General features: G+C 40.5%; 23 protein-coding genes and 1 pseudogene. 7 read left to right on the plus strand and 17 right to left on the minus strand.

The genetic code is table 11. The features are described 5' to 3' along the window. Positions 1-128: 128 nt before the first annotated feature. Positions 129-1,736, minus strand: a complete 1,608-nt coding sequence (locus tag ACXAD1_RS18145) for a Na/Pi cotransporter family protein (RefSeq protein WP_211202507.1) — start codon at positions 1,734-1,736, stop codon at positions 129-131. A 257-nt stretch (positions 1,737-1,993) separates the two neighbouring features. On the opposite strand from ACXAD1_RS18145, the gene ACXAD1_RS18150 reads away from it, so the two are divergent. From ACXAD1_RS18150 to ispG, 3 genes are all read left to right on the plus strand, one after another. Further along, positions 1,994-2,764, plus strand: a complete 771-nt coding sequence (locus tag ACXAD1_RS18150) for a DUF1189 domain-containing protein (RefSeq protein ID WP_206838757.1) — start codon at positions 1,994-1,996, stop codon at positions 2,762-2,764. Positions 2,765-2,936: 172 nt separating this feature from the next. Then, positions 2,937-3,263, plus strand: a complete 327-nt coding sequence (locus tag ACXAD1_RS18155; RefSeq protein WP_206838758.1) for a hypothetical protein — start codon at positions 2,937-2,939, stop codon at positions 3,261-3,263. 117 nt (positions 3,264-3,380) lie between these two features. Further along, positions 3,381-4,493: a flavodoxin-dependent (E)-4-hydroxy-3-methylbut-2-enyl-diphosphate synthase gene (ispG, locus tag ACXAD1_RS18160; protein WP_370222091.1), complete on the plus strand. Its 1,113-nt coding sequence runs from the start codon at positions 3,381-3,383 to the stop codon at positions 4,491-4,493. Positions 4,494-4,591: 98 nt separating this feature from the next. On the opposite strand, the gene ACXAD1_RS18165 is transcribed toward ispG, so the two are convergent. Continuing rightward, positions 4,592-4,918 carry a hypothetical protein gene (locus ACXAD1_RS18165; RefSeq protein WP_370222092.1) on the minus strand — a complete coding sequence of 109 codons (327 nt, stop codon included), beginning with the start codon at positions 4,916-4,918 and terminating at the stop codon, positions 4,592-4,594. A 416-nt stretch (positions 4,919-5,334) separates the two neighbouring features. Between ACXAD1_RS18165 and ACXAD1_RS18170 the strand changes: the two genes are divergently transcribed. Next, the gene (locus ACXAD1_RS18170; protein WP_474911331.1) at positions 5,335-5,931 is read left to right on the plus strand and encodes a 5' nucleotidase, NT5C type; all 597 of its coding nucleotides are present in this window, start codon (positions 5,335-5,337) and stop codon (positions 5,929-5,931) included. 100 nt (positions 5,932-6,031) lie between these two features. Here the strand turns inward: ACXAD1_RS18170 and zur are convergent, their stop codons facing one another. The 3 genes from zur to ACXAD1_RS18185 are packed head-to-tail and all read right to left on the minus strand — an operon-like array spanning position 6,032 to position 8,127. After that, positions 6,032-6,445: a zinc uptake transcriptional repressor Zur gene (gene zur / locus ACXAD1_RS18175; protein ID WP_206838764.1), complete on the minus strand. Its 414-nt coding sequence runs from the start codon at positions 6,443-6,445 to the stop codon at positions 6,032-6,034. Positions 6,446-6,493: 48 nt separating this feature from the next. Then, the gene (locus tag ACXAD1_RS18180) at positions 6,494-7,342 is read right to left on the minus strand and encodes a metal ABC transporter permease (protein ID WP_370222074.1); all 849 of its coding nucleotides are present in this window, start codon (positions 7,340-7,342) and stop codon (positions 6,494-6,496) included. Then, positions 7,339-8,127, minus strand: a complete 789-nt coding sequence (locus ACXAD1_RS18185; RefSeq protein WP_474910698.1) for a metal ABC transporter ATP-binding protein — start codon at positions 8,125-8,127, stop codon at positions 7,339-7,341. Before ACXAD1_RS18185 ends, ACXAD1_RS18180 begins: the two co-directional genes overlap by 4 nt. 159 nt (positions 8,128-8,286) lie before the next feature. Here ACXAD1_RS18185 and ACXAD1_RS18190 point away from each other — a divergent pair, with 159 nt between their 5' ends. After that, positions 8,287-8,541, plus strand: a complete 255-nt coding sequence (locus ACXAD1_RS18190; RefSeq protein WP_474910699.1) for a DUF2624 domain-containing protein — start codon at positions 8,287-8,289, stop codon at positions 8,539-8,541. Positions 8,542-8,610: 69 nt separating this feature from the next. Here the strand turns inward: ACXAD1_RS18190 and ACXAD1_RS18195 are convergent. Beyond that, positions 8,611-9,503, minus strand: a pseudogene (locus ACXAD1_RS18195) (deoxyribonuclease IV). A gap of 25 nt (positions 9,504-9,528) precedes the next feature. Beyond that, positions 9,529-10,839: a DEAD/DEAH box helicase gene (locus ACXAD1_RS18200; RefSeq protein WP_474910700.1), complete on the minus strand. Its 1,311-nt coding sequence runs from the start codon at positions 10,837-10,839 to the stop codon at positions 9,529-9,531. Between the two features lie 319 nt (positions 10,840-11,158). On the opposite strand from ACXAD1_RS18200, the gene vrrA reads away from it, so the two are divergent. Continuing rightward, entirely contained in the window at positions 11,159-11,728 is a 570-nt protein-coding gene (gene vrrA, locus ACXAD1_RS18205; protein WP_474910701.1) for a VrrA/YqfQ family protein, read from the plus strand. A gap of 170 nt (positions 11,729-11,898) precedes the next feature. Continuing rightward, entirely contained in the window at positions 11,899-12,849 is a 951-nt protein-coding gene (locus ACXAD1_RS18210) for a 4-hydroxy-3-methylbut-2-enyl diphosphate reductase (RefSeq protein WP_474910702.1), read from the plus strand. A 41-nt stretch (positions 12,850-12,890) separates the two neighbouring features. Here the strand turns inward: ACXAD1_RS18210 and ACXAD1_RS18215 are convergent, their stop codons facing one another. From ACXAD1_RS18215 to ccpN, 10 genes are all read right to left on the minus strand, one after another. Beyond that, entirely contained in the window at positions 12,891-14,006 is a 1,116-nt protein-coding gene (locus tag ACXAD1_RS18215; RefSeq protein ID WP_474910703.1) for a Nif3-like dinuclear metal center hexameric protein, read from the minus strand. Continuing rightward, positions 14,003-14,710 (minus strand): tRNA (adenine(22)-N(1))-methyltransferase, encoded by a 708-nt coding sequence (locus ACXAD1_RS18220; protein ID WP_206838778.1) that lies wholly within the window; start codon positions 14,708-14,710, stop codon positions 14,003-14,005. Before ACXAD1_RS18220 ends, ACXAD1_RS18215 begins: the two co-directional genes overlap by 4 nt. A gap of 157 nt (positions 14,711-14,867) precedes the next feature. Continuing rightward, a complete protein-coding gene (gene cccA / locus ACXAD1_RS18225) occupies positions 14,868-15,233 on the minus strand; it encodes a cytochrome c550 (RefSeq protein WP_009332985.1) in 366 nt (121 codons plus the stop codon). Between the two features lie 196 nt (positions 15,234-15,429). Further along, complete coding sequence (locus tag ACXAD1_RS18230) at positions 15,430-16,569, minus strand: acyl-CoA dehydrogenase family protein (RefSeq protein WP_474910704.1); 1,140 nt, start codon at positions 16,567-16,569, stop codon at positions 15,430-15,432. Positions 16,570-16,670: 101 nt separating this feature from the next. Beyond that, positions 16,671-17,198, minus strand: coding sequence for a hypothetical protein (locus ACXAD1_RS18235; protein ID WP_474910705.1), 528 nt, complete (start codon positions 17,196-17,198; stop codon positions 16,671-16,673). Between the two features lie 73 nt (positions 17,199-17,271). Further along, the gene (gene rpoD, locus ACXAD1_RS18240; protein WP_206838784.1) at positions 17,272-18,396 is read right to left on the minus strand and encodes an RNA polymerase sigma factor RpoD; all 1,125 of its coding nucleotides are present in this window, start codon (positions 18,394-18,396) and stop codon (positions 17,272-17,274) included. 111 nt (positions 18,397-18,507) lie between these two features. Further along, positions 18,508-20,325, minus strand: a complete 1,818-nt coding sequence (gene dnaG / locus ACXAD1_RS18245) for a DNA primase (protein WP_474910706.1) — start codon at positions 20,323-20,325, stop codon at positions 18,508-18,510. Positions 20,326-20,421: 96 nt separating this feature from the next. Continuing rightward, positions 20,422-20,742: a DUF188 domain-containing protein gene (locus ACXAD1_RS18250; protein WP_474911332.1), complete on the minus strand. Its 321-nt coding sequence runs from the start codon at positions 20,740-20,742 to the stop codon at positions 20,422-20,424. Between the two features lie 423 nt (positions 20,743-21,165). Continuing rightward, positions 21,166-21,984, minus strand: a complete 819-nt coding sequence (locus tag ACXAD1_RS18255; protein ID WP_206838787.1) for a pyruvate, water dikinase regulatory protein — start codon at positions 21,982-21,984, stop codon at positions 21,166-21,168. Positions 21,985-22,012: 28 nt separating this feature from the next. Beyond that, positions 22,013-22,648 carry a transcriptional regulator CcpN gene (gene ccpN / locus ACXAD1_RS18260; RefSeq protein ID WP_009332992.1) on the minus strand — a complete coding sequence of 212 codons (636 nt, stop codon included), beginning with the start codon at positions 22,646-22,648 and terminating at the stop codon, positions 22,013-22,015. Positions 22,649-22,888: the final 240 nt, after the last annotated feature.

The raw sequence follows: 22,888 nt of genomic DNA on the forward strand, positions 1-22,888 counted from the left end.
GCGACTTGCCCACCCCCGACACCTCGAGGGCGTAGGCTGCTTGCGCTAGACAGTTATCTCACTTCAGAATATATACATTCATTATTAAAATAAATAAGCAAGGGATTTCCCCTTGCTTATTTTACCACTTATTCATCTCCTAAAACAGCTTCAGCAATATTCACAGCATGATCGCCGATACGTTCAAGGTTGCTGACAATGTCTACATACACTATGCCGGCCTGGCCGGAGCAGACTCCTTCATTCAGCCGAAGAATATGCTGTTTGCGAAGCTTTCTTTCCATTTTGTCAATCTCTTCTTCTTTTTTTACAACATGCTCTGCAGCAATTTTATCATTGTGGTCCAGTGCCTGAAGAGCTTCTTTTACAGTAGAAATAGTTAATTTGAACATTTGTTCTAAATCAGCCATAGCTGAATCAGTAATGGACACTTTATTTGCCTGTTTATAATCAATCAGTTCTATTACATTTTCGAAATGGTCACCGATTCGCTCAATATCTCTTACCGTATCCATCAGCACAGTGTGCTCGGCAGACTCATGTGCTGAAAGTGAGCTTGTAGATAACTTAATCAAATAGTCTGTAATTTTGCGGTCAAGGTTATTGATAGCGTCCTCTAACTGGTATGCACTTTCTGAATGTTTTTGATTGCCGGTTTTCAAATATTGAACCGTTTCTTCCAGTCCCCGTACTGAGAATGCTCCCATCCGAAGCACTTCTTCTTTAGCTTGTCCAAGTGCAATCGAAGGTGATTGTTCTATAAAAACAGGATCCAAATGTTTTGCTTTATATTCAGCAACAGCATCTTCTCCCGGAATAAGTTTTGTTACAATCCATGCCAGCGCTGCTACAAATGGCAGCTGAATAAGTGTATTAGTACTGTTGAAAATTCCATGTGCAAAGGCAATGGTCATTTCAGGATTTAAGTTAATTTTCACTTGCAGTGTCTCAATCAATAATGTAAAAGGCTTTAATAAAATCAAGAAGATAGTAGTACCAATTAAGTTAAACAATACATGCACGGCCGCGGCTCTTCTTGCAGCAACAGACGCTCCAATAGCGGCTAAAACAGCTGTAATGGTCGTTCCAATATTGTCTCCAAACAGAACCGGCAAAGCCGCATCCAGGTTAATCAGCTCTTCTGAAAACAAGCCTTGGAGAATACCGATTGTGGCACTTGAGCTCTGAACAATAACAGTAAACACTGTTCCGACAACCACACCCAGAATTGGATTTGAACTCATGCTTACGGTTAAGTCATGAAAAGTTTCCAATGAACGAAGAGGCTTCATTCCCCCGCTCATTAATTCAAGTCCATAGAATAATGCACCAAAGCCAAATACAATCTGACCGACATTATGGACCTTTTTGTTTTTAAAGAAAAACAATAGGATTGAACCTAAAGCAATGATTGGCAAAGCGTATTCCCCGATATCGATTCCAATGATGAATGCAGTAACCGTGGTTCCAATATTGGCTCCCATAATAACACCTATTGCCTGGCGCAATGTCATGAATCCGGCTGATACTAATCCCACTGTAATAACAGTGGTTGCAGAGCTGCTCTGTATAAGAATGGTGACAAGAATACCTGCCAGCACTCCCATTAGAGGATTCGTAGTAAATCTATCTAATAAATCCCTCAGCCGGTCACCAGCTGATTTTTGGAGCCCATCACCCATGAACTTGATTCCATAAAGGAAAATACCAAGCCCGCCCAAAAACTCAAAAAGCATTTGCTGAACATTCAGTTCCACAATTTTTCAACCCCTATAACTGTTTATTCGACATGTTTCATCAAACCCCATACAATTATTAAAGGAAACCCGCAGAAATGTAAACCTGTTATGAACTAAATTTACAATACCTTAACATTTGATCCTTATATTACAAATTTGTTACAAATGCAAAAAGGACTTGCAAACGCATTTGCTTGTAACGTCTGGATATTTGGCTAAAATATAATAGTGAATCTCAAAAAGGGTGTGTCAAAATGAATATTATTCTTCAGTTTTATAAAAGCCTGTTTTCTCCTAAAGATATCGCTTTATTTCGCCATCAGGGGATAGGAAAGACTATTTTGTATGTGTTTTTCCTTACCCTGCTATCAGTACTGCCAACCGTGTTTTATTCCGGTTCGGCAATCATTAATGGCTTAAATGCTATTGATAAAACAATTGACAGTGATCTGCCGGATTTTGAAATTACAGAAGGACAGCTTCACACAGAGGAGGAAGCCCCTGTAACCCTCAATAAAGATAACTTTACAATCATAGTTGATTCGACAGGAGCAGTTGACACTACTGTCTTATCAGATAGCGGCAATACGATTGCGTTATTAAAAAATGAGGTCTACATTCATGCTGAAGGACAGAAACAGACATATCCATACACATTGCTGACAAGCCGCACAATTACAAAGGATGACTTATCAGACTTCCTTTCTTCTGCAGAATCCCTTATGCCGATTATTATTCCCTTAATAGCGGTTGTCATTTATATTTTCGCAGCCGGCATTCGATTTATTGAGATATCCCTGATAGCACTTGCAGGTCTTCTTCTCAAAAATGCACTAAGTAAAAAACTGGAGTACCGTCATTTATGGCGCATGTCTGCGTACAGCATTACTTTGCCGACCGTTTTCTTTACTGTAATGTCAGCCCTTCAGACTGTGGTACAAAATGGGGCGATTATTAACTGGTTTGTTTCTCTTATCATTCTCCTCTTGTCCATTAAGGAAATACCATCTCATAGCTCAAAATAAAAACGTGCCAATAGCGCGTTTTTATTTTTGCAATTAAAAAGAGGAGTTATTTTATAAATAAAGCAGTTATTAATGCAGAATAATACAAATTGAGGACTTTTTTTGGTCTAATCATATTCGGACAAGCATACATATTGGGTAAACATGCTATTTGCAGGGGGTTTTGGCCAGTATGAAAAAGCTTGCGGGAGTACTGCTTTCAATCCTAGTTATATATGTAATCTATTATGACCTTGATCATGGCACATTGCCCGCTGGACAAAAGCAAGCACTGGAGGCCAGTACGCTGCCCACAGAAACAGGTGAAACCTATTTTGAAAAAAAGGTCAATCCTGGAGAGACAGTTCTTTCAATTATAGAACTGAACCTTGATGGACCAATTCCTGTTGGCATAGACCAGGTTGTGTCAGACTTCTCGGAATTAAATAATGGAATGCAGCCTGAAGACATTAAATCAGGTAAGACCTATAAATTTCCGAAATATACTCAGGACAACTAATCATCATTCTTGTCAACTTCAGCGGTTCATTGATACAATAAAGTGAACCTTCTCTAACAGCATACATCTCAGCTGTTATATGAAAAGATAAAAAGGAGCGAATCTCCATTGAGTGAAATTATAAATCGCACTAAAACAAGGCCTGTTAAAGTTGGGCCTTTAACAATTGGCGGAAGCAATGAGCTGTTCATTCAGAGTATGACCACTACGAAAACACATGACGTTGAAGCGACTGTAGCTGAAATTAAAAGGCTCGAAGAAGCAGGATGTCAAATCGTGCGTGTTGCCTGCCCGGATGAAAGAGCTGCAAATGCCATAGCAGATATTAAAAAACAAATTAACATACCGCTTGTTGTTGATATCCACTTTGACTACAAGCTGGCATTAAAGGCCATCGAAGGTGGAGCAGATAAAATCCGCATTAATCCGGGGAATATTGGTAAACGTGAAAAAGTTGAAGCAGTTGTCAAGGCCGCAAAAGAAAAAGGAATCCCTATCCGCATAGGTGTAAATGCAGGTTCTCTTGAAAAAAGAATCCTTGAGAAATATGGATATCCTACAGCAGATGGCATGGTTGAAAGTGCCCTGCACCATATCAAAATTTTAGAAGACCTTGATTTCCATGACATCATCGTTTCTATGAAAGCCTCCGATGTTAATTTGGCCATTGAGGCTTATGAGAAAGCAGCAAAAGCTTTTGACTACCCTCTTCATTTAGGTATAACAGAATCAGGCACACTTTTTGCCGGGACTGTAAAAAGTGCTGCTGGACTTGGTGCAATCTTAAGCAAAGGAATTGGAAATACGTTAAGAATTTCACTTAGTGCAGATCCCGTAGAAGAAGTTAAAGTTGCCCGCGAACTTCTTAAAGTGTTTGGTTTATCCTCCAATGCTGCAACACTGATCTCCTGTCCGACATGCGGAAGGATTGAGATTGACTTAATCAGCATTGCGAATGAAGTGGAAGAATATATTCAAAAAATTAAAGCGCCAATTAAAGTTGCTGTATTAGGCTGTGCTGTTAACGGGCCTGGAGAAGCCAGAGAAGCTGATATCGGCATTGCAGGTGCCCGCGGTGAAGGCCTCCTGTTCCGCAAAGGCCAGATTGTAAGGAAAGTTCCTGAAGAAACAATGGTTGAGGAGCTTAAGCTTGAAATCGACAAAATCGCCGAAGAATATTTTGCCAAACAGGAAGAAGAAAAAGCAAAGGCAGAAAACCTGCAGCCATAAGGTAAGGCGATTGCTGCCCGCTTTTGAGAAGTTCAAAAATCTATAGAAAAAGCCTGGCACCAAATAAATTTGGGAGCCAGGCTTTTTTTCTTCTTTTTCTAAAAAAACGGCAGAATGAACATACCGACAATAATGGAAATTGCCCCTATTGCAATCGCCCAGCCACCAAGGCTTTCTGAGCCCCTCCGGCGTGCGATAAAACCAAGGACAATTCCTGTTGCTCCAAAAAGAACCGGCAGCACAAACAAAGATAAAATGGAAAGTGCCAGGGCTGCATATCCGACACCTCTGCCGGCTGCAGCTGTTTCATTTTCTCCATCCCTGTCCACTGATCTATTATAGACACCCGGAGCTGCTATTTCGGCAGAAGTTTCCTCAGAATAATCTGCATGAACTGCAGCTTCATTTTCAACTTCCCGATCCAGCGATCTGCCGTAGACACCAGGCGCTGCTATTTCGGCAGAGGTTTCCTCAGAATAATCTGCATGAACTGCAGCTGTTTCATTTTTCTCTTCCCGATCCAGCGATCTGCCGTAGACACCTGGAGCTGCTATTTCGGCAGCAGCTTCTTCAGAATAATCTGCATCTGCTTCGCCAATCCGCTCACTGTATCGAAGGTCATACTCTTCATTCCTGCGCTCTTGGTCTGCCATCATGATCCCTCGCTTCCTTTGCTGTGTTACTAAAAAGTACTGCTTAATGGAGCATTTATAGTGTTTGCGATATAAGACTTTTTTAAGATGTAAATGTTTAACTTTCAAACCTGCTCAGGCAACACTCTTTTGCAAGGCTGGGACTTTTGTTAAGATAAGGGATATATGCATTAAAGGAGATCATAATGATGAAGAAGCGTTTTGGCATTGATATTGACGGAACGGTTACTTGCCCTGAAGCCATGGTTCCATATTTAAATGAAGCATTTAATCTGAATATTACTTTAAGTGATATTAAGCAATATGATTTAACACCCTTGGTAACGATATCAGAAGAGCAATTTGCAGATTGGTTTTATGAAAATGAGCCCATTATATACAAAGAATCTCCCATTGCAGAAGGCGCAAAGGAAGCTTTGACAAACTGGAAACGCAAGCATGAATTGTATTTTATAAGCGCCAGGGGTTCTCACCTGCAGCAAATAACAGAGGAATGGTTTCTAGAGAACACATTGGAGTTCGATCATATTGAACTGATCGGGAGCCATGATAAAATCGAAGCTGCAAAAAAATATGAGGTGGATATCTTTTTTGAAGACAAGCATGATAATGCAGTCATGATTCACGAGGCCTGCGGAATTCCTGTCATCCTATTCGATACACCCTATAACCAGGAACCCCTTCCCAAAGGCGTCATTAGAGTCAGAAACTGGCAGGAAGCGAATACATGGGTGGAAGACTGGCTGCAGGAACAAAAGCGGAAGGATCAGATGAACTCCAACTAAAAACGCCATGTCCTGTGGCGGACATTGGAGCCAGCATATCCTATTTGCAAAAAGAAGCATGAGGCTATAATAAATAGCTCCATGCTTCTTTTTTATTACTTTATTGAAAACATTCCGGGCACTTCCCATAAATTTCGAACTTATGTCCAGATACATCATAACCCCTCAGATTTTCCTGAACCTGTTTCATGGGACAAACTTCGATTTCTTTCGTCTTGCCGCAATCCAGACATATAAAATGATGATGATGGTGTTCATGTGAGCAAGTAAAGCGGAAGTGTTTTTCTCCTGATAGCTCTGTCATTTCAAAAATATCCAGATCCACGAATAAAGATAAGTTTCTGTAGATGGTATCAAAGCTGAGTCCAGGGTAGTTATCCTTCATTTTTTCCAGAACATCTTTGGCCGTTAAATACTTATCACTGTCAGCAAATAGCTGAAGCATCTCTTCTCTCTTCCCTGTATGCTTATAGCCTTTATCCTTCAAAAGCTGCATGGCTTCATCAACATTCATTTTTTACACCTCATTTTTTGCTCTGAGTTAATCTCGGATAGAAGTCATTTACATTTTTGCCGGCCTCATGCCTGCAATTTTTTTAAGCAAGATTGTCACAATCAGTATTAACACGGCAATCATGACGATTGTTCCGCCTGGAGCTAAATCTATATAGTAGGAAATCGTCAGTCCGCCTAAAACTGAAATTTCACCGAAAAGCATGGACAGGAAAATTGTCTGTTTGAATCCTTTTGCAATTCTGATACTTGCTGCAACCGGCAAAGTCATTAGCGATGAAACCAATAAAATTCCCACTATTCTCATGGAAGCAGCTATTACCAGAGCCACCATGACAATAAATATGAAGTGGACACTTTTAGCAGCTATTCCAGATGCCTTGGCATGCTCTTCATCAAATGACAGCAGAAATAACTCTTTATAGAGCAGCACCACAAGTGCAATAACAAACACGCTGATGATTAAAATCGTCCATAAATCCAGCCGGCTGACTGCACTGACACTGCCAAACAGATAACTGAATAAATCAGTATTGAACCCGTCAGCGAGTGAAATGAATATTACACCGAGCCCAATGCCTCCAGATAAAATAATAGGAATAGCAAGCTCCTGATAATGTTTATAAACAGCCCTCAGTTTTTCAATAAACAATGACCCGGCTACTGAAAAGGCCATCCCCATATATAACGGATTCAACCCGCTCAGTCCGATAAATTTCTTTTCAAGCAGCAGGCTTGCAGCGATGCCGGCAAGTGTTACATGACTTAAAGCATCGGCAATTAAAGACAGCCTTCTGACAACAATGAACACACCCAGGAGAGGAGCAATGATTCCGATAATAATTCCAGTTAAAAAAGCATTTTGTAAAAATTCATATTGAAGGATTCCTGCAATCATCTGCCTGCTCCTTTATCGTGGTGATGATGGTCATGATTATGTGTCAGAACATGTACATCGTGCCCGTAAATCTCTGACATTTCATTAATATTTAAGCTTTCAAATTCTGATGTATTTCCATGGAAATGCAAATTCTTATTCAGGCAAGCCACATGGGTAACTTTATCAGAAATTGTGCCAATGTCATGTGTAACCAGCAATAGTGTAATGCCAAGCTTCTTATTTAAATCATCTAGCATCCCGTAGAAAGACTGGACATTTTTCACATCTACGCCTACTGTCGGCTCATCCAATATTAATAATTTTGGGTCGCTTACCAATGCGCGGGCAATGAAAACCCGCTGCTGCTGCCCTCCTGAAAGCTCGCCTATATTGCGTCCGGCAAACTCTTGCATGCCAACAGATTCAATAGCATGAAGAACTTTTGCCTGATCTGCCTTGCCCATAAATTTAAAAAGACCCAGCTTCTTTGTAAGACCGCTTGAAACGACTTCAAAGACCGTTGCCGGGAATCCTGTATTAAATGAATTTGCCTTTTGAGAAACAAACCCAATGTTCTGCCAATCCTTAAAACGGCTTATTTCCTGGCCAAACAGTTTGACGCTCCCCTTCTGCACTTTAAGCAAATTCAGTACAAGTTTTAGCAGGGTTGATTTACCTGACCCATTCGGACCGACTATTCCGAGGAAATCCCCTGAATTAATGGTCAGATTAATATCCTCAAGGACATTTTCTTTCTCATATCTATAAGAAACATGATCTATTTCAATAATTGGCTGTGCCATTTTTATCACCTTACATATTAAGAATCATTACGATTTACTAACACAGTATACAGGAACCTTCATTTAATGTAAAGGTACATGCTTATTTATGGGGATTTCAAAACTTATTGTCACTATTCACATCCTTAGCTCATAAAGTACTGAGGAGGAGTGATGAACATGAAAATATTCGAAAACATCATTAATCACAAATTAAGCAATATTACAGCAGATGAATTATTAAAATATGGAGAGCAGTTTAACATCATGATTACAAAAGCGCAGGCGCAGAAAATTGCAGACCATTTGAGAGGCAAGCAAGTAAACATCTTTGATGATCGGGAACGGACTAAAATAATCAAGGAAATTGCCAGGATTGCCGGCCCGGAAACTGCAAGGGAAGTAAATAGGCTTTTTTTGCAATTTACAAAATAGGCTTAGCTTATAATACTTAATTTCTCAAGCAAAAAGCTGTGCAATCTCGGGCACAGCTTTTTGCTTTGATTATCCAGCCATAATGGCTTCTAATAGATTTTCATTGAATTCCTGGTCTGCGCCATATTAATTTCATGCTTATAAGGCGCTTTTTTATTGTTTTTATCTTCACCAACATAAGGAGTCTCCAGAATTTTAGGGACATCCTGTAATTGCGGATGATGAACAATGTAGTTTAGAGCACTGAAGCCAACGTGGCCAAATCCGATATTCGCATGACGGTCTTTACGCATTCCGCGTTCATTCTTACTGTCATTAATATGCAGCACTTTCAGGCGGTCAAGACCAATAATCTTATCGAATTGTTCCAATACACCATCGAAATCATTCACAATATCATATCCTGCATCATGCGTATGGCAAGTATCAAAGCATACAGATAAATGGTTGTTATAATGGACTCCCTCTATAATCATAGCCAGTTCTTCGAAGGATTTTCCGCACTCCGAACCTTTTCCGGCCATGGTTTCAAGTGCGATCTGTACGTTTTCTTCGCCATTTAAGACTTCATTCAAGCCTTCAACGATTTTTTTGATGCCTTCCTCTGTTCCTGCTCCTACATGTGCACCAGGATGAAGAACAATCTGCTTAGCTCCAATTGCTTCGGTGCGGTCGATTTCAGAGCGAAGGAAATTAACGCCTAATTCAAAAGTTGAAGGGTTTGAAGTATTCCCGATATTGATAATATATGGAGCATGTACAACAATATCAGCAATCCCGTTCTCTGCCATATGCTTCAGCCCGGCCTCAATGTTCAGATCTTCAATTTTTTTTCTTCTTGTATTTTGAGGGGCTCCTGTATAGATCATAAATGTATTGGAGCCATATGAAACAGCTTCTTCACTTGCTGCTAAAAGCATTTTTTTTCCGCTCATGGACACATGTGATCCAATTTTCAGCATGACGATACCTCTCCCTTTTACAATATTATTTACGCTTTATTCTTCTTTCGCGTTTTTTTATTTTGTCCATTTCCCATTTCATTTTCTTTTTGTAGCCAGGTTTTACTTTTTTCGGTTTCTTTACTAGTGATGCAGCTTTTTTATCAATGTCATCTGTTTGTTTCTGTCTTGTTTTTCGCTTATTGCGATTATCCAGGTCTGTCCATTCACCTTTTTGCAAGTCTTTGTGCTGAAATTCTAATCCCATTTTTTCAAGTCTGTTCAATGCGTCTTCATCGGAAGTCTCATATACCGTCAAAGCAATTCCCGAGAATCCCGCACGCGCTGTCCGGCCAACCCGGTGTATATAAAAATCAAGATCCGTCGGAAGTTCATAGTTGATTACATGGCTGATCCCCTGTATATCAATACCGCGGGCTGCCAGGTCTGTTGCCACAATATATTGAAACTCAAGGTCTAGAATCTGCTTCATCATTTTCTTCCGTTCACGAGGGTTGAGGTCTCCGTGAATGCGTCCGACTTTTAGGCCTTTGCTGATTAATCCATCTGCCACTTCATCTGCCTTTTTCTTGGTGTTCGTAAAAACAATGGCTAGGTACGGATTAAATGAAGTCAATGCCTGATAGACAAGTTCCACTTTGTTCCGGTGTCTGGACGGCAGAAGCCAGTGCTCGATATTGGCTGCTGCTGCCTGCTTCGGCTCAACGTGAACAAATTTTGGATTTTCCATATATTTTTTCAGGAAAGGCTTAAGCTTCTCTGGAATGGTAGCTGAGAATACAAGCATCTGCAGCTTTTCCGGCATCCTTGCTGCAATCTGATCAACATCTTCAATGAATCCCATATCAAGCATTAAATCTGCTTCATCCACTATGAGAATTTCAGCAGTATGCACAAACAATGCCTGTTCTTTTACAAGATCATTAATCCTTCCCGGTGTGCCTACAACCACATGAGGCTGTTTTTTCAGTTTTTCAATGGTTCTCTGCTTATCCGTTCCGCCAATATAGCAGCGTGCAGTTATTTCTTCTCCTTCGGGACAATGCTCTGTAACTTTGAGAATTTCATGATAAATCTGATTGGCAAGTTCTCGGGTTGGAGCTGTAATAATAGCCTGAACCTCCTGGCGGGAATAATCAACCTTTTGGAGGATAGGAAGCACATATGAGTGGGTTTTTCCTGTGCCTGTCTGAGACTGGCCTATTGCGCTTTCACCCTTCAGCACGGCAGGAATCATTCTTTCCTGGATTTCTGTCGGTTCGTAAAAGCCAAAATCTTTAACCGCTTCTATAATAAATGGCTTTAAGTTAAATCGGTCAAATTTCGTTTCGTTCATATAAAAACTCCTCAATTATTCAGATTCACCTCAGTTCAGGTTTCATCCGATACATTTATTAGTCAAGTAAGATCTACTAGTTTCAACTGACAACTTGCTGGTTCCGAGCTTTTCTTACATCCTGTTATTATAATAAAGTTTCCTGCAAATAACCACTCATACAGGCATTTATATTTTTATGATAAGCTTTTTTGGCGATTTTAATAAATAAATTGGTTTCTTCTGCTTTATGCCTAAACCAAAATGGGATAAACGCATACTTTATTATATGAAAATTTATTATGAAGCAGAAATGTGCAATGAAAGGAGGCAAATGGATATGATGCCAGGATCAAGACGCCCGATGCGCGGAGGAATGCCTCCCCATCCTTTTATGACCCCGATGCAGGGCAGACCTCCCATGGGACCAATGATGGGCGGTCCTCAGGGAATGAAACGCGGTGGAGGCGGGGGCGGATTGCTCTCAAAAATATTGGGAAAAGGCAATGCTCAGCCTTCAGCTGGGATGGGGGCTGCCAGAGCTGCAGGAAGCTCCCCCGCAGGCGGAGGCATACTGCAGGCAATAAGTAATCCTTCTTCCATAAACGGCTTTTTAACGAACACTCAAAAGGTTCTAAATACAGCACAGCAAATTGGGCCAATGGTTCAGCAATATGGTCCGCTGGTCAGGAATCTTCCTGCTATGTGGAAACTTTATAGAGGTTTGAAAGATGCCCCAGAAGCTGATGAGGCTGCTTCTGAATCAAATGAGAAATCCAATCAGGCCAAAGCAGAGAAAAAGAAGCCGGTTTCACAGGGCAAAAAAATAAAAAAGGCACCTGTCGCTGAAAAGCCAGCCGCCAAATCATCTTCAGCAGAAGGTATTTCCAAACCGAAATTATATATTTAAAGAAAAGGATGCTGAGGCATTCTTTTTTTGCTTTTCATTAAGAAGAATTACTCCTTTTGTAATATCGGTTTATCTCTTATATAATAGAGATGCAATATGGGGTTTTTTGCGCATTAGAAATAGAACTCACTTCAATTCAGATATAAGCTTTCATTAGGGAGGATAAACAGATGAATGTCATAAAAATCTCTCCTCGGGGCTATTGTTACGGTGTGGTGGATGCAATGGTTATTGCGAGAAACGCTGCACTTGATCCATCATTGCCAAGACCCATCTATATTTTGGGTATGATTGTTCATAACAAACATGTAACAGATGCTTTTGAAGAGGAAGGAATTATTACACTTGATGGGAAAGACCGCAAAGAGATCTTAGATAAAGTCGATAAAGGCACTGTCATTTTTACAGCACATGGCATCTCTCCTGAAGTGCGTGAAGCTGCCAAACAAAAAGGCCTTGTGACAATCGATGCTACGTGCCCTGACGTAACAAGAACACATGATTTAATCAGGGAAAAGGAAAAGGAAGGTTTTCAAATTATTTACATCGGCAAAAAAGGCCATCCTGAACCTGAAGGTGCAGTAGGTGTAGCTCCTGATGCAGTCCATTTAGTGCAGACCATTGAGGATGTGAATGAACTTAGCATACAGGCTGATAAGATACTTGTGACTAATCAGACTACAATGAGTCAATGGGATGTCGTACATGTAATGGATCAGATAAAGGAGAAATATCCTCACGCTGAGTTCCACAAAGAAATCTGCATGGCTACTCAGGTGCGCCAGGAAGCTGTTGCAGAACAAGCTGGCCAGGCTGACGTTTTAATCGTTGTGGGGGACCCGAAGAGCAATAACTCTAATCGTCTTGCACAGGTATCAGAAGAAATTGCCGGTACAAAAGCCTACCGCATTGCTGATATAACTGAACTGGATGTGAATTGGATTAAAGATGCATCGACAGTTGCAGTTACAGCAGGAGCCTCTACACCGACACCGATCACAAAGGAAGTCATCACATTCCTGGAACAATTTAATCCCGGTGATGAATCCACATGGTCACGCGAGAAAAAAGTGCCGTTAAATAAAATACTTCCTAAAGTAAAGAAGCCTGCAAAGCTATAATCAAAAGAACCGGTCCCATTGGTAGACCGGTTCTTTTTGAGTCAAACAAACTGAAATGGATCCGTATGAATTTCAGAAGGAAAAATGGATACGCTATACCCTTTTTCAGAACACATCTGTGCTAATTTTTGGGTAACTCCTTTTTTCATTACTTTTTCAACATTATGACCGGGGTCGACAATGTTAAGGCCCATCATCATAGCATCATGAGCCACATGGTAATACATATCCCCCGTTACATATACATCTGCACCTTTCATCTTTGCTGACATGAAGTATTTATTTCCATCTCCGCCCAAAACAGCGACTTTCCTGACCATTGACGAGAGGTCACCTACTACCCGAACTCCATCCACTTCAAGTGTATGTTTTACATGCTCCGCAAATTCCTTTAGAGTCATCTCGCTGACTTCTCCAATTTTGCCAAGCCCCAGAACTTCCCCCTTATTTTCAAGCTTATAAATATCATAGGCAACTTCTTCATAAGGATGGTTTTTGAACAGGGCAGACAGCACTTTCTTTTCTATATGTTCAGGATAAATAGTCTCAATGCAGACTTCTTCAACTGTCTCGAGCTTACCCTGCTGGCCGATATGCGGATTAGCTTTCCCATTAGGTTTAAACTGCCCCGTTCCACGGGAGGCAAACGAACAATGACTGTAATTGCCAATTGAACCTGCCCCTGCGTTTCCAAGCGCTTGCCTTAGTGACTCAGCATTTCCTTCAGGTACAAAAACAGCGAGCTTTTTCAATTCAGTTTCATATGTCGGATATAATACTTCTGTATCGGTTAGCTTCAGTGCATCAGCAAGCATATCATTGACCCCGCCTTTGGCGATATCCAAATTGGTATGTGCTGCATACACGGCTATATCATGTTTGATAAGCTTTTCAATAATTCTTCCTGACGGAGTATCCGTTGAAATTTTTTGCAGCGGCCTGTAGATTAACGGATGATGAGCAATAATCAGCTGCACCTTCTTTTCAATTGCCTCATCAACGACTTCTTCCAGCACATCAAGAGCAATCATGACATTTTCAACGGGGGTGTTAAGCCTTCCGATCTGCAGGCCGACTTTGTCTCCTTCCATCGCATATGCTTTTGGGGAGAACTGCTCAAATAATTGGATAATCTCATGTCCATTTATTTTTTTCACTGTTCGAGTACCTCCTCAGCCATTTTAATTTTCTCTTTTAACTCCTGTTTTCTCTTTTCTGTTTCGCTGGAGTGTGCGGCTTTATCAAGCTGCAAAAGGATTCTCTCCCAATTTTTCATTTCACCGAGCCACTTGTTTTGAAACACTTCGGATTTTTGCTCCATAAGAAAAGGGCCCATCAGCAAACCTTGTTCTATATTTTTGTAAGGTTTCAATGGCTCTCCTTTTTCAGCTGCAAGGATTTCATAGATTTTTCCATCTTCTTCAAGAATTTCTTCGGCTATTAGCTCCCAGCCATTTGCAATCAGCCAGGTTCTAATCGAGATGGCACTTAAATTCGGCTGGAGGATAAGCCTCTGCACTGAAGCAAGTTTGCTCTTCCCATCTTCAAGTATGCTCGCAATTAAAGCGCCTCCCATGCCCGCAATGGTAATGCAGTCAACTTCACCTGGACTAATTACTTCAAGGCCGCTCCCTTTTCTTACGGAAATCTGATTTTCGAGGCCTTCCATTTTTACCTGTTTTTTGGCTGATTGATACGGCCCTTCCACAACTTCGCCAGCAATGGCAAAAGGGACAATGCCTTTCTTTATTGCATAGCATGGCAAATACGCATGGTCTGAGCCTATATCAGCTATTCGTGCGCCATGGGGGATATAATTTGTTACAGCTTCAAGCCGATTTGATAATTTCTCTGTATTCATTCTGTCACCACTTATTTATGTATTGTAAAAAGCACATAGCGCATGCCTATCTGCTCTTCCTGCGAGAAAAGCTAAAAAAGCTATCGTAAATTGCGATAGCCCTTCTTATAGTATAAAAAAAGTCCTTTACATATGCAAAGGACTTTCATTATAGGTATTACTTAAGGCCTGCTAACCATTCAGCCATTTCGGCAGCTTTGTCCTGAGGCACTAATCCTGGAGGCATTGAGCCTTTACCGTTTACTACGATATTCGCGATATCATCTTGTGATAAACGATCGCCTACACCTGTTAGAGCAGGACCGACTCCACCTTGATATTGGTCACCGTGACATCCGATACAGCTCTTCTGGTAAATTTCTTCAGGGGTTGCAGCTGCAGTTTCTTCAGTTTCAGCACCGCCGCCTTCCTGTTCTTTTGCAAGCTCTTCCATATCGCCAAGACCTTTAAAAGATACAAGGAACATTGCTACCACACCAAAAACCATAATTAACACAAATGGAATGATTGGATTGCGATTCATGATTTAACCTCCCTTATGTAAGCACATTCAGTTTAAGTAAGTATACAAACAATCTCTATTTTACTTTAAAAAAGGCAGAAGGAAAAGCCCTATTGTAAACTTTGTCAAATCTTGTTCATAAAATGGACAAAAACTCCATCCTGAGGGTGGAGTTTTTTGTTAATTATTTTAACCGCATGACCAAACAAATTCGGTATTAGCACCCAATAAGGCGTGCAATGACCATTCTTTGAACTTCTGAGGTGCCTTCACCTATTTCCGTGAGCTTTCCGTCTCTCATGTAGCGTTCTACATGGTAATCTTTCATGTAGCCGTATCCGCCGTGGATTTGGACGGCCTGATCGGCGATTTCCATACATATTTCAGAGGCATAGAGCTTGCACATGGAAGCTTCTTTTGCGAAAGGTCTTCCCTGGTCTTTCAGCCATGCTGCTTTGTAGACCATATTTCGTGCCAATTCAATTTTCATTGCCATATCTGCAAGTTTAAATTGGATAGCCTGGAAGTTTGAGAGAGAACGGCCAAACTGCTGGCGTTCCTTTGCATATTGAAGTGCCTTTTCGTAGGCAGCCTGAGCTATCCCTAGAGCCATGGCCCCAATCCCAATGCGCCCTCCATCCAATGTGATTAAGAATTGTTTAAAGCCCTCTCCTTTTTTGCCGAGCAAGTGCTCAGTCGGAACACGCACGTCTTCAAGAACCAGTTCAGTAGTATTTGAGGCGTTGAGTCCCATCTTTTCGTAATTATCAATCACTGTAAATCCTTCTGCATCCGTTGGTACAATAATCGCACTGATTTCTTTTTTGCCGCCCGCTTCACCGGTGACAGCAGTCAATGCTAAATGCTTAGCATAGCTGGCATTTGTAATGAAGCATTTATTACCATTAATAATGAATTCTCCATCTTTTTCGACAGCTGCTGTTCTCGTACCGCCTGCATCAGAGCCTGCATTAGGTTCTGTTAGCCCGAAAGCTCCAAACGACTCACCTGTACAAATTGGCACCAGATATTTTTGCTTCTGCTCTTCGGTTCCGAATAAAAAAAGCGGTGCTCCGCCAAGAGATATATGCGCCGAGTAAGTGATCCCGGTAGACGCACATGCTTTGCTCAACTCTTCTGTTACAATAGCGAAGCTTACAGTATCTGCCCCTGCCCCGCCATATTCTTCAGGGAAAGGAAGTCCCATCAAACCAAGGTCTGCCATTTTTTTGAAAACTTCTATTGGGAACTCTTTTGTACGGTCCCTTTCCAAAGCCCCTGGGGCCACTTCTTCCTGAGCAAATTCCCTTATTGTTTTAAGGATCATATTCTGTTCGGCAGTCAAATCAAAATTCATTTACATCCCCCTCAAACACAAATGTTGTATACGCTTTCATTACTATTATATAAGGGATGTAAGAGTTTTCTCAACATTTAAAAACTTTTTAAAATATTTTATTATACAAATATAGAGATAATTATTAAAAAGCAACCTAGTGTCCCTGAAATCCATAAATATTGAAACTTAAATTTTAAACCCGCAAACAGCCAAAGAACACAATTGATCACTAGGGCAGCATAGAGTACTTTCTGGTTTTCAGGATATATCTCGGATACAAGCCCAACAGCTCCCATCAGTAATATTAAAGCTGCTGAGATGATGGGAATATGCATCAATTTTGCTTTACTGGAAAAATAAAAAACAAAGAAAATACACGCGAAAATAAAAAGAATTAAAATGGCGGTTTGCAAAATAATAGACAATTCAGTAAAATAAATTAATAAAGCAGAAATTGGAATAAGCAGCAAGAAAATAAGGTTGGCAAGATATAACACCATTTTATTTTTATGCTTTTTTATTTCCTTCAGCTGACTTCCTTCCGTATAAAGAGCCAGCAGGTAGTCGCAATATCGATCAGGAAGCATTCGGCTTTTCTTCCAATATAGAATTTCGTTAACAATGACCTTTTTTCTGTTTTCATCCAACCAAAGCACATCCAGTCAAAAAAAATAGTTTACTTCCATTTTAAGAAGTAAACTATCCACTGGCAATTATTTTTTACTCTAAGAAGTCTTTTAACCGTTTGCTTCTGCTGGGATGACGCAGCTTTCTTAAGGCTTTGGCTTCAATTTGACGTATACGCTCCCGGGTAACGCCAAATACCTTGCCAACTTCTTCTAAAGTCCTGGTTCGGCCGTCGTCCAGTCCGAATCGAAGACGAAGAACATTTTCTTCACGGTCAGTAAGTGTGTCAAGAACATCTTCAAGCTGTTCCTTCAGGAGCTCATATGCCGCATGCTCTGATGGAGAAGTGGCATCCTGATCTTCAATAAAGTCACCTAAGTGAGAGTCATCCTCCTCACCAATAGGTGTTTCTAATGAAACAGGTTCCTGTGCAATCTTAAGAATTTCTCTTACTTTGTCCGGAGTTAAATCCATATCTTCAGCAATTTCTTCTGGTGTTGGTTCACGGCCAAGATCCTGGAGAAGCTGACGCTGGACACGAATCAATTTATTGATGGTTTCAACCATGTGCACAGGAATACGAATGGTCCTGGCCTGGTCAGCAATTGCTCTTGTGATAGCCTGGCGTATCCACCATGTTGCATACGTACTGAACTTAAATCCTTTGCGGTAGTCAAATTTTTCAACCGCTTTTATCAGTCCCATATTTCCTTCCTGAATAAGGTCAAGGAACAGCATCCCGCGTCCCACATACCTTTTGGCAATACTTACAACCAATCGGAGGTTAGCTTCTGCCAGGCGCCTTTTTGCTTCTTCATCGCCTTCCTCAATTCGATTGGCAAGTGCGATTTCTTCCTCTGCAGAGAGTAAATCAACACGTCCAATTTCTTTTAAATACATACGGACAGGATCATTAATTTTCACACCTGGAGGGACACTTAAATCATTAAGGTCAAATTCCTCTTCATTTTTTGCAAGCTCCTGTACATTTGGATCGTCATTTTCATTATCTCCGACTAATTCAACACCCTGATCTCCGAGGAATTCATAGAATTCATCCATTTGGTGGGAATCGAGTTCAAATTGAGACAACCTTTCTGCTATATCATCATAGGCAAGGACACCTGTCTTTTTTCCTATTTCAACTAATTGATCTTTTACTTGTTCAAGGGTCAACTCTGTATCAACCTCTTTTGAACGGGCCGACTTTTCAGCCATATGTCCCCCTCCTTCCAAAAATCACACACATTCTTAACACATCTTGCAAATGGAACTATTCCTTAGGAGACGCTTAATCCCCAAAAACATTTATTAAGGCACACAGCCTTCTTATAGTGACTTACGCAAATGAAGGATCTCCATTGCAATTAAAGCCGCTTTAGCATAATCCTTTTGTCGTTCTGCTTCTTTTTCTTCCTTTAGTTTTTCTTTTATTTTTAACATCTTTTGATAATTCAACACCTGTTTGAGATAATCTGATAATTCCTGTTCGCTTATTTCATCGTTTATGGACATCATTTCTATATCCACCACAATGCGCTTAAGCTTTTCATCTTTTATAAAATTTATAAATGCACTCGGATCAGGCGTATGGCCTTTTTCGTAGAAACCTAAAAGATAGGTAATAATTGCCTGGTGCTCATCGATGTTAAATGTGTTTCCCTGAAGCATATCCTGAACTTTAAATGCTATGTCACTATTCCTGAGCATGTGGGCGATTAGCCTTCTCTCCGCTGTATGGTAGGCGGGTTTAAGACTGTCAGCCCTTTTTGGTGTCTGCAGCCGTTTTTGAGGTTCGAAAGTACCTTTCCCCTTCTGGCTATTCCTTCGCTTCTCCGTATAAAAGACCTGTTTTTGCTGCTCTTTCAAGGCTTCCAGAGAAAGGGAGAATTCATTCGCAAGCTGGCGCAGATAATGATCTCTTTCCACTGCTTTATCCAGCTGGCTGATTTCCTTTAATACCTCTTCGATATAAAGGAGACGATCTCCTTCATTTTGAAGCCTTTTGCCCCTGCGGAGGTAAAGAAGCTTAAATGCCATAAAGGTTATGCTGGACTCGATTACATCATGACGAAATTTTTCTTCGCCGAATTCATTAATATAATCATCCGGATCATATCCATCAGGCATGAGCGCTACTCTGATCTGGCAGCCTGCTTCCATTAGCAGGTTTGCTGCCCTGTATGCGGCTTCAATACCCGCATTATCGGAATCATAACAGATCGTGATTGATTGAACATTTCTTCTTAAAGAAGCAACATGTTCTTCCGTTAAAGCAGTGCCCATCGTACCAACGCCATTGCCGACACCAGCGCGATCAGCGGCGATTACATCTGCAAACCCTTCAAAAAGAACGGCCCTCTGCAATTTTTTAATCTGTGGTCTCGCCAAATGAAAATTATATAAAGTTTTGCTTTTATTGAAGATTGCAGTTTCAGGGCTATTTAAGTATTTGGGCTCATCGTCCCCAAGTGATCTTCCCGAAAAAGCAATCGTATTTCCGCTGCGGTCAAAAATCGGGAACATGATTCTATCTCTGAAGCGGTCAAAATAGTTCCCATCTTTCTCCCTTTTGATAATCAGTCCAGCTCTTTCCATAACATCTGCCGGGAATTTTCTTTTAGTCAGAAACTTGAAGACAAAATCCCAGGACTTCAATGAATAGCCGATTTGAAATTTTTCGATCGATTCCATTGTAAAGCCTCTATTAAGCAAATATTCAAGTGCATGCTGACCATCTTTTGTGTTTACGAGCAGATGGTGATAAAATTTACGTAGAAGCTCATGCGCTTCCATCATCTGCTGTAAATCTACTGGCATTGATTTTGCTGATGCTGCAGATGCCGCATCAATTTCAAGCTTGATATTTCCTTTTTCAGCGAGTTTTAAGGCAGCTTCCTGAAAGGAATATCCTTCTAATTCCATTAAGAAAGAAAATGCATTACCTCCAGCTCCGCATCCAAAGCAATGATAGATTTGCTTTTCGGGTGATACAGAAAAGGAAGGAGTATTTTCGCCATGAAAAGGACAAAGCCCAAAGTAGTTGCGTCCTTGCTTGTTTAATTGAATATAGTCGCCAATGACATCAACAATATCTATAGCTTGCCGAATTTCATTTACTTTCTCCTCGGCGATCCGTTCTGCCATATGAACAACTCCATTACTTACTCAGGTATTCGATAAACCTTATTGAATTCCTTCAAGATTCGACAAAATCTTTGTCAATTTCTGCACAAATCTGGATCAATCCTCTCGGCTATATGGTTTTGGGCCTTTCCCATAAACACCTCTTCTTCGCGCTTTCGCTGAAAGATGCCTCATTTCAAGCGCGGTCCGAATTTCATTTTCTTCAAATAAAATTCCCCTGGGAGAAAGGACATAAACACCATTCAGCAAAAGAGTTGAGGCCAATCCAATATCTTGAGTTACCACTACGTCTCCTGATTTCACATAATTCATTATGAATAAATCAGCAGCTTCCTTACTGCTGTCAACAAATTTCCAGACAGCCCCATTTAGGTCATTTTTCATATGGGCATAAGAAGCAACAAACACTGCATCCATTGTAAAGGAATTGGCTATTTCGACAATTTCTTCTTTTACGGGACAGGAATCAGCATCCACAATAATGTTTGGTTTGCCTAATGTTCTAATAATTCTACATCACTCCGCATTATCCTTCTTTGCATGAATAACTTTTGCATAGTGAGATATGTCGAATTTTTTCTTGGACGAAAGCTTGACATGCCACAATAAATAGTTTATTCCTTCGCAATGAACTCTAAACCTATTCGGGTACATTTTTATCACAATTTTTTATTATAGTACATTAATCTCTATTTTGCCATTATTTTATCTGGAATGAATATAATTTAATTTCCTGGTTTTTTTGTTAAAATCCCATCTTAGAATTGATCATATTTACATTAAGCTAATCAGCCTTCATGCCGCACCACAAAAAGAAAAGGCACATAAAAAATTTATGTGCTAGCTTTTCGGAAAGCTTTTACGGTATTGATTTAAGATCATATTGGCTGTTTCCTCTACTGCCTTATTCGTAACATCTATTACCGGGCATTTAATTTTGGAAACGATTTTCTCAAAGTAACCTATTTCTTCTTTGATTCTCTCTATATTTGCATAGCTGGCATTATCGCTTAAACCTAGCGATATTAGACGTTCTCTTCGGATAAAGTTTAATTTCTCAGGACTGATTTTCAGACCGAAGCACTTATCCGGCGGGACCAGAAACAGCTCTTCAGGAGGATCAACTTCAGGAACAAGGGGAACGTTAGCCACTTTAAGGCGCTTATGTGCAAGATATTGAGAAAGAGGTGTTTTTGATGTCCTTGAAACGCCTATTAACACTATATCTGCTTTTAATATTCCACGAGGGTCTCGGCCATCATCATATTTCACAGCGAACTCGATAGCCTCAATCTTTTTAAAATAATCCTCATCAAGCTTTCTGACCAGTCCAGGTTCAAAGAGCGGAGTAATGCCGCAGGCTCTTTGAATTTGATCCATTAAAGGGCCGACGATATCAAAAGCATATATCCCTTCTTCTGCAGACCTCTGGTTAATATATTTCCTCATATCCGGCTTAACCATTGTATAGGCTATCATCCCATTATCCAGCTTTGCCAGCGATATGACTTCATCAATATGTACTTTTTCTTCAACATATGGAAAGCGTTTAATAAATATATCACTGCCATTAAACTGACTCGTGGCAGCTTTTGTTACAAGTTCAGCCGTTTCTCCCACTGAGTCCGAAACGACGTAGATGATCGGCAATTTTTCCATTCTTCAACACCATCTCCTTCTTACTTTGCTACTTTTCTCCGGCCAGGGCCAAGAATGCTTTTGTCAGGTTTGTTTTGGTTATCCTGCCGTTAACTTCAAACCCTTTCTCCGTCTTTTTTACAACAGGAAGGGCATCGATTTGCTTTTCAATCAGCTTTTTAGCAACTTCTATGAGCAAATCATCTTTTTCACACATTGTAATATTAGGCATTCTTGTCATAATGATATTAACAGGGATGGAATTAAGCTCCTGCTTGCCAATACTTGCCCGAAGCAAATCCTTCCTTGACAAAACCCCTACAAGCAGTGAACTCTGGTCCACTACAAATAGCGTGCCGACATCTTCCAGAAACATAGTCACAATTGCATCATAAACCGATACATTCTCATTAACAACTACAGGAATGGATTGATAATCTCTTACATAAAGCTTCTGAAGGTTTTCTGTCAACAGCTGTGCCCCGGTTTTCCCTGTATAAAAATAGCCTACACGCGGACGGGCATCCAAATAGCCTGCCATCGTTAAGATAGCCAGATCCGGCCTTAGTGTCGCCCTGGTTAAGTTTAGCTGTTCCGCTATACTCTCACCAGTGATCGGCCCGTTTTCCTTTACGATTTCTATGATCTTTTCCTGCCTTTTATTTAATTCGATCTTCCTCACCACCTAATCTGAAAAAGGTATGCTAATGGCACTCATTTCCCACTATAATAAGGTTATACTTTTATATAATTATTATATACTATTTGTCATAAATGAAAAGATGTGTTTCATATATAGTTTTCTTTACTTCACCTGATATGTGCAAAATATGAAAGAGCCCGTCAGCAATATAACAGGCTCTTTCCTGACAGCCATAGCAGCTGTCTTCCCTCTTAAAATTTAATCCTATTCCAGCATAAAACG

The sequence above is a fragment of the Cytobacillus sp. ABV4_503 genome (genome assembly GCF_056158445.1).